Genomic DNA, 7,467 nt, shown 5'->3' with positions numbered 1-7,467 from the left:
GGCTGGATATGGAAGAACCCCAAATCCAAGATCGCGAACGCTCTTCCAACAGCTACAAACCTCGCGGTGGTAGCGATCGTCGCAGTGGTGGCGGTGGCGGTGCTGGTGGCAAACCAGTCCTCCGCAGCGGTGGTAGCGGTGCTGGTGGCGGTCGTTACGATCGTCGCGACAGCAGCCCTCGCAATGAAAGCAGCCGTTACGAACGCGATAGCCGCGACAGCCGCGACAATCGCGGTGGGTATCGCAGCGAAGAACGGGTTTAACCACAAGTGGGCTGGGTCGATGTATCCAGCCACTGGTTAACCAGTCACAATCAGATCTATTTGAATCGACTGTCAAAGGTGGGCATTGCCCACCTTTTTGATTGGAATATTCTCGATTGTTAGCAATCGAAAACCGGAATTCCAACCTCTAACTAGAGAACGACACATCGAAATATTTATTACCTCTTACCTCTTACCTTTTACCTTTTACCTCTTACCCCTGACCTAACCCCACGATATTCGTCGCACTAATATGCCCCCGGTGAGAGTCGATCGTGCCAAACTGGACTAAATCAATCGGTGTATTGACGATCGCTTATGCCCAGACGTGATAATTTAAATAGGGGTATCATCGAGTTTGTGAAAAAACATTAAGATAGAGGACTGAGGAGACAGACATTATCGGTGCCAATTTATCCTCAAGCAGCGATAGTTAATTCACCGCCTGATGAGTCATGCACAGGCGGCGATGCGGCGATCGTGGCAACAGCTACTCTAAATAGTTAACTGCTAAAGGCGAGGTGCCAAGATTGTCACTATGTCCGCGAGACTCTCAACTGCGATGATTTGGAATACGAAGACACTTCTATAGCAGTTTCTCGTCCGCCCGAAATTGAGGCTATCCCCACCCAGGGGAAACCCCTGCAAGCAAGCTAATTTAATTCCAGTCTGGAGGAATTTCGATATGTCGATTCGTTTATATGTGGGCAACTTACCAAAATCAGATGTGGAGCGCGAAGAACTTGAAACTGTATTTGCCGATGCTGGCGAGCTAATCTCCGTCAAAGTGATCAAAGATCGCAAAACTGGGAAGTGCCGGGGATTTGGCTTTGTTACCGTCGAAACTGACGAGCAAGCAGACCAAATCATCGAAAAGTACAATGGCACCATGTTTCAAGAGCTACCCATCAAAATCGAAAAAGCTTTACCCAAAGCCAAAGGACAAGATGATGAAGATAGCGAACCAGGCGAATCCACCGCTCCGAGAGAACCCAGCAGCATTCCTAAACCTAATTTAAGTAATAAAAACAGTGGCGCTAGCGCTAGCGACAGTACTCCCCGCCGTAGTGGTGGCGGTGCCAAAAAAGGCAGTCGCAAAGATGGTAGCAAGAGCGCAGCGATTACCACTCATAGCACTACCGCTACTAATAGTGACTTCCAACCCGATCCTCGCTGGGCTGGAAAGCTTGCCGAACTCAAGGATAAATTGGCTGAATCTGGTAATCTCTAATCGCATATCGCCTCAATAGTGACGACAGACTGCAATTGCTTGCAGGTAAATTAACTAATTGCTCGGGACATTGATGTACCGGGTAATTTTTTTGCGAGTTGGGATGAGGGGACGGGGTGACGGGGGGACTGAAAATTTCTCTATTAAGTAGGTGGGTGCAAATATTTATTAAATAGATAATGCCTGAAACCTAGATGGTGGGCAGTGCCCACCCTACGGGCTATTACCTATTACCTATTACCTATTACCTATTACCCTCTCCCATCTCCCATCTCCCATCTCCCATCTCCCATCTACCCTCTCCGCCACGTTTGCCAAGCGGCTCTGACTCCCACCCAAACACTACGCGTATTGGTGCGGACATTCCCCGCTTGTTTTTTGACTTCCGTCAGACTGAGATTAGCTTGTTGGACTACAGTGGCGGCACTTTGGACACCTTGGGACATTTCATCGCCCAGATCGCTCAATTCTAAGCCTGCAAGCCTAATTGCTTCGAGTGTCGGCGGTAATTCTCGATCGAGTCTATCGAATAGCTTTTCGGCACTTCTAGCGGCGCGAGATAAGTCTTGAATCGCAGGAAAAGCACTAACTACCAATGCTGTCAAACTTACAGCAACCAGCAGAATGGAGCAGCCCAGAAATAGCACCGGATCGATAAATGTCAAAATTAATTGATAATTGATAATTGATAATTGATAATTGATTTAGGTCGATGACCCAGAATGCTACTCATCAATTTCCTTGGTGGCGTGAGGACGGTCGTTCGAGTTGGGTTCGCGGACGGATTGACTGGCAACAATGCCCGCAGAGATCGCTACTGCCAGCCGATCGAGTGTATCATGCCAGCGATCGCCCGCAGCGGACGAGAGCTTATCAGCTTGCAGTTGCACGCTACTGGCGATATCTTCAGCCATTTGGGGCACTGCTGTCATCGCTTTGTTCAGCAGCTTGCGCGTGTCTCGTCCTTCACGGGGAGCTACTAGTAGCCCCGTCACGGTACCAATGACCGTACCGAGGACGACACCACCTAAAAATGTACCGCGATTTTTACCTGCCATAGTTATAGTATCGACGTGGGACTAAAAAGGTGGATGAATTCAAATTGCTCTGCGTCTGCTCGCGCTGCCGAGCCACAACAGCGAGTAGATCTAGTCTCCATAATATCAAACCGATTCCTACTCCCACCAGACAGATCCGATCTAATTTTGTCCAGCCCCCCTCCCCAAATTTTATTGCTAGCAAACTCGTTCCTAGCGGCCCGATAACATAGGTAATCGGTACCCACATCGTCGCATCGGCACCTGCGGCTCGATAGGCTCCGCCAACGCGACGCCGACAACCGACCAGATCCACCAAGTCGCTCGATTTGGACGAGTCTGCCCGCGCCAAATTGCCCACCAGTAGGGTAGAAATCCACTGAATGATAAAATACCTGCAAGTATCCCGATCGAGCCAGAGAAAGTCATTTTACGCGCTCTCGACCGATCGGCAGGAGTGAACTAAATCGCGCACGATGGTGCTGGAAACTAGAGTTTTTCATCAGTATTCGGAGTCGGTTTGTCTGGAATCGCCACGATCGCGCGCAGTCGCAACCACACGGTCAAAATCAGTAGCATGGCAATCCCAATAGCCGTTACCACGATCGCCATCTGTCTGATCCCCTGCATGTGCATCGCTACTATCCCACCAGCCAAAGTCACCGCCCACAAAATTACCGCCGAATGTCGTTGCGAAAATCCTTGTGCTAAGAGTCGATGGTGTAAATGGTCTTTCCCCGGCGTACTCAGGGGATTTTTACCTGATAGCAGACGTTTGATAATCACTTGACTGGTATCGACTACTGGCACGAGAAATAACAGGATCGTGGGAATTAACGAAGTTACCGTTGTCACCTTGGCATTGCCCAAAATACTCGTTGCCGCCAATACATAGCCCAAAAAATAAGCTCCCGCATCGCCCATAAAAATCCGCGAGGGGTGATAATTGTGTCGCAGGAAACCCAATACTGCTCCCGCCACACCCGCACAGATGAGGGTTGCAGCAGCTCGCGCTTCAAATTGAGCTGACGCCGCCAACAGACTCATCGCCGTAATAAAACTTACGCCGCCAGCCAAACCATCCATACCATCCATCAAATTCACGGCATTGGTAATGCCGACAATCCACAGCACTGTAAAACCGATCGATAAAATGCCATCGATCGGCGCACCAAAGTAAATAACCTGAATCTGGATGCCACAGACTACTAATAATAGAGCTGTCAAGACTTGGACGAGCAATCGAAATAGTGCTGGCAATCCGCCAAATTGATCGTCGATGAAACCGACTAACACCAGCACCGAGCCACCCAATAAAATCGCCAGCACCGCAACCTGGACTTTTGCCAGTACGATCGGTGCTAGACAGCCAGCTAAAATAACCGCCGCAATTACCCCGGTATAAATCGCCAATCCACCCGCATTAGGACGCGGTTCTTGATGTAGCCTGCGGGCGTTGGGTTCGTCCGCCCAACCCACCTTGAGCGCGAACGTTCTAACTTTGGGAATAAATAAGTAGGTTACTATCCATGCAAACATAAAAGTTAGCACTACAGAGAGCCAACCGCGTCCGTGCGGATCGGCAACCCCGATTGAATTCATAAAACTCTCAAAAGTCATGCAGGCCCCTGTGTAGTTCGATCGTGGCTATGATGGTGATGCAAATGAATAACTTGACGATCGCGACTATTATTTACTTCTTTCGACCCACAAGTCAAACATACTCCAAAAAATTCTAGCGTGTGGTAGTAGATTTTAAATTGATGGAGCGATTCGAGTCGGTGTTCTAATTGTTCCACTGGACATTCATCGATCGGAATCGACTCTCCACAATGCAGGCAGGTCAAATGATGCCGATCTGCTTGCACACAACTATACAATGATTCGCCCGTCGATAATGTGCGACCTTGGACGACACCCTCCAATTTTAGACTCTCTAAAGCACGGTAAATCGTCGCCAACCCCACTGCTCGATCGCTCGCCCGCAGTTCGACATAGATATCTTGAGCCGATATTGCGCGATCGCATTGCTTCAATAGTTGTAGAATACGTTCTTGGCTGCGAGTTCGATCGGATTTCATAGGATTAGGGTTTGGGCTTTAGGGTTTGGGGTTTGGGCGTTGGGGTGTTAGGGTTGGGATTGAGATTTAGTTACCACGACTGGGTGAGTAATGCTGGCACTGATATGTTCGCAGAGAAATTCTCAAACTAGTGTTCTACAAAATTGACACTCGATCGCATTCAACTGACAGCAGATGTTAGTACTAGTCTACAATTGGTGATGATAGATTTAAGTTGCGACGTTGGCAACGCCTACCGTAGGTAATCGCGGCACTATCTAAATTATCGCAAAGTTGAGGGATTCCATTGAAGCAACAATATCACGCCCGCATTTACGTCACACTTCGTCCCTCCGTTCTCGACCCCGCTGGCACCGCAGTCCAGTCTGGACTCGCCCACATGGGCTACACTGATGTCGAAAGCGTCCGCATCGGCAAATATATCGAAGTCAATCTCGCCGCCACTGACGAAACCGAAGCCCACAGTCAACTAGATCGCATGTGCGACCAGCTTCTGGCTAATCCAGTTATTGAGAATTATCGAGTGGAGCTGGCGGATAGGCTTTAGGTTTTAGGGGTAAGAGGTAAAAGGTAAAAGGTAAAAGGTAATGGAACAATTTCTACATCTCCTATCACCCTGGCTCTTTAGTCCCCCAGTCCCCTCATCCCCTGGTCAGTGAGCGGCAGCCGAACTGCCAGTCCCCCCATCTCCCATCTCCCATCTCCCATCTCCCATCTCCCATCTCCCATCTCCTAACTTATTGTGAAATTCGGAATAATTGTCTTCCCTGGCTCAAACTGCGATCGCGATGTGGTGTATGTCACCCGCGATTTACTCAAACAACCTACGCGCACGATTTGGCATGAAGAAACCGACTTACATGATGTTGATGTCGTCGTGGTGCCGGGTGGATTTAGTTATGGTGACTATCTACGCTGTGGTGCGATCGCGAAATTTTCACCTATTATGAAACAAGTTGTCGCCCATGCTGAGGCGGGTAAATATGTCTTGGGTATCTGTAATGGTTTTCAGGTGCTGACGGAGGCAGGATTATTGCCTGGAGCATTGGTTCGCAATCGCGATCTCAACTTTATTTGCGATCGGGTGCCGTTGCAAGTCGAGCGGACTGACTCTATTTGGACTCAGGGCTATAGTCACAATAGCGCGATTACCCTCCCGATCGCGCATGGCGAAGGCTGCTACCATGCCGATCCCGACACCCTCGCTCAACTCGAAGCCAACGGGCAAGTCTTGTTTCGCTACGCTGGCGCCAATCCGAATGGCTCACTCAATAATATCGCTGGCATCTGCAATCAAGCCGGAAACGTCCTCGGCATGATGCCCCACCCCGAACGCGCCGCCGATCCCCTCCTGGGTAGCAGTGATGGTATTCATTTGTTTAAAAATCAGGTGGGGTAGGGTAGATGGGAGTTGGGAGTTGGGAGTTGGGGGACGAGGGGACTGGGAGACTGGGGGACGGGGAGAAGAGGAGACTGGGAGACTGTGAATCGTTCTTTTACCTCTTACCCATTACCCATTACCCATTACCCTTTACCTTTTACCCATTACCCATTACCCCTCCCAACTCCCATCTCCCATCTCCTCACTCATTCCGAATCTGTGCGGCTAATTGCAGCAATTCCGACCAGCGGAGCTGAAATTTTTTCTCAGTTAAGCGGAGCGCTTTCATAATCGACTCGTTGCTGTGATTGGCTTGTTTGAGCTGCATGAGCGATTGTTGCTCGATCGATAATTGTGCGGCAAAGATTTCCCACTGACGATCTGTCAAACCGAGCTTGCGATCGATCTCTACTCCTAGCCATTGGTGTACCAATTCCCAATTGGCAACATGGGCAAATTTTTCGATGTGATACTTGAATTTTTGTTGGAGATAGTCGCGTTCGCGGGTGGTTAATCCCAAAGTTTTTTCAATTTCTGGTGCTGAGAGATCTTCCATTTTTAGTAATAGATAATCAACACAAGCAGATTGATTTTGGGCTTCTAAATAAGCGATCAATTCTTCGATTACTCGATCGCGTAATACACCATCGGTCGCATCGACATTATCCGACACCATCTTGGCACGAATTTGCTGCATCAATTTCGAGCCAGCATCGCCGTCTTCGTCTCGTGCGGTTTCAAAAGCTTGCTCGATGTCTACTGATGTCTCACTAGGCTGACGTTTGGCAAAAGTTTGAGCGCGGAGGACTAATAACTGTTGACTGCTCCCAAACCGCAGATGAATCCGGCGTTTGGCATAACATTCGCAAAAGACCATATACTCTGCCAATTGGAGTAAGCTCCGGGGCGTATAAGTATCACCGAGAGCATTCTCGCGCCGAAAAGCTTTGAGAGACTCAGTATAAAACTCTTGCAAAAAGTCTTCAATCAAAGAGTATCTGGCTTGAAATCCTAGCTGCGACTGGGGAATCGTAATATAACGGTAAACGATCGAGCTCAGATGACTGTGCAATTCGATCCGTCCCTGTTTAGAACCCAGTTGGTAATAATAAAGACATTTGGATACTCGGTGACGTGCCAGTCCCACGCGCCAAGATTCACCGATCCCTGACTGTTGAATTCGCTCGCTTTTGGCACAAATCCGATCGACTTCCACCGCAATCCGATTTGCCACATCTTTAATCTGCTCTGCACTCGCCTTTACCTGTGACTGTAAGGCTTCGACTAACATGTCGGGTAAGGGCTGCTTGCTAGATAGTAATACTACATTCGATTTTTGGCGACTACTAGTAGCTGGCAGACAGTGATGATGCGCGTTCATGGTATTGTTTTTCCCCTGAGAATGTGAGCTGATAATTGCTTACATAACGACTGTACGCGCTAAATCCAGTAAGTAAGTATGACGTGTGTCACT

8 protein-coding genes and 2 pseudogenes are annotated in these 7,467 nt (G+C 48.9%); 4 read left to right on the top strand and 6 right to left on the bottom strand.

Annotation, left to right across the window (positions count from 1 at the left end; translation table 11 throughout):
• Positions 1-263, top strand: a pseudogene (locus RMO35_RS13380) (ATP-dependent helicase); the annotation flags it as partial.
• 685 nt (positions 264-948) lie between these two features.
• Positions 949-1,494, top strand: a complete 546-nt coding sequence (locus RMO35_RS13375) for an RNA-binding protein (RefSeq protein ID WP_309741796.1) — start codon at positions 949-951, stop codon at positions 1,492-1,494.
• Between the two features lie 293 nt (positions 1,495-1,787).
• Here RMO35_RS13375 and RMO35_RS13370 read toward each other — a convergent pair whose 3' ends face one another.
• The 5 genes and pseudogenes from RMO35_RS13370 to RMO35_RS13350 form a co-directional block, all read right to left on the bottom strand.
• A complete protein-coding gene (locus RMO35_RS13370) occupies positions 1,788-2,159 on the bottom strand; it encodes a DUF948 domain-containing protein (RefSeq protein ID WP_309741795.1) in 372 nt (123 codons plus the stop codon).
• Positions 2,160-2,219: 60 nt separating this feature from the next.
• Positions 2,220-2,552 carry a YtxH domain-containing protein gene (locus RMO35_RS13365; protein WP_309741794.1) on the bottom strand — a complete coding sequence of 111 codons (333 nt, stop codon included), beginning with the start codon at positions 2,550-2,552 and terminating at the stop codon, positions 2,220-2,222.
• Complete coding sequence (locus RMO35_RS13360) at positions 2,542-2,892, bottom strand: hypothetical protein (RefSeq protein ID WP_309741793.1); 351 nt, start codon at positions 2,890-2,892, stop codon at positions 2,542-2,544. Before RMO35_RS13360 ends, RMO35_RS13365 begins: the two co-directional genes overlap by 11 nt.
• A gap of 128 nt (positions 2,893-3,020) precedes the next feature.
• Positions 3,021-4,151 carry a glycosyltransferase family 4 protein gene (locus tag RMO35_RS13355; RefSeq protein WP_396134919.1) on the bottom strand — a complete coding sequence of 377 codons (1,131 nt, stop codon included), beginning with the start codon at positions 4,149-4,151 and terminating at the stop codon, positions 3,021-3,023.
• An 89-nt stretch (positions 4,152-4,240) separates the two neighbouring features.
• Positions 4,241-4,612 (bottom strand): annotated as a pseudogene (locus tag RMO35_RS13350) (Fur family transcriptional regulator); the annotation flags it as partial.
• Between the two features lie 286 nt (positions 4,613-4,898).
• On the opposite strand from RMO35_RS13350, the gene purS reads away from it, so the two are divergent.
• Positions 4,899-5,159 carry a phosphoribosylformylglycinamidine synthase subunit PurS gene (purS, locus tag RMO35_RS13345; RefSeq protein ID WP_309741790.1) on the top strand — a complete coding sequence of 87 codons (261 nt, stop codon included), beginning with the start codon at positions 4,899-4,901 and terminating at the stop codon, positions 5,157-5,159.
• A 195-nt stretch (positions 5,160-5,354) separates the two neighbouring features.
• A complete protein-coding gene (gene purQ, locus RMO35_RS13340) occupies positions 5,355-6,011 on the top strand; it encodes a phosphoribosylformylglycinamidine synthase subunit PurQ (protein WP_309741789.1) in 657 nt (218 codons plus the stop codon).
• A gap of 184 nt (positions 6,012-6,195) precedes the next feature.
• Here purQ and RMO35_RS13335 read toward each other — a convergent pair whose 3' ends face one another.
• Positions 6,196-7,374 (bottom strand): hypothetical protein, encoded by a 1,179-nt coding sequence (locus RMO35_RS13335; RefSeq protein WP_309741788.1) that lies wholly within the window; start codon positions 7,372-7,374, stop codon positions 6,196-6,198.
• Between the last annotated feature and the right edge of the window lie 93 nt (positions 7,375-7,467).

Source organism: Chamaesiphon sp. OTE_20_metabat_361 (genome assembly GCF_031364565.1).
This window is presented reverse-complemented; position numbering and strand designations above follow the sequence as displayed.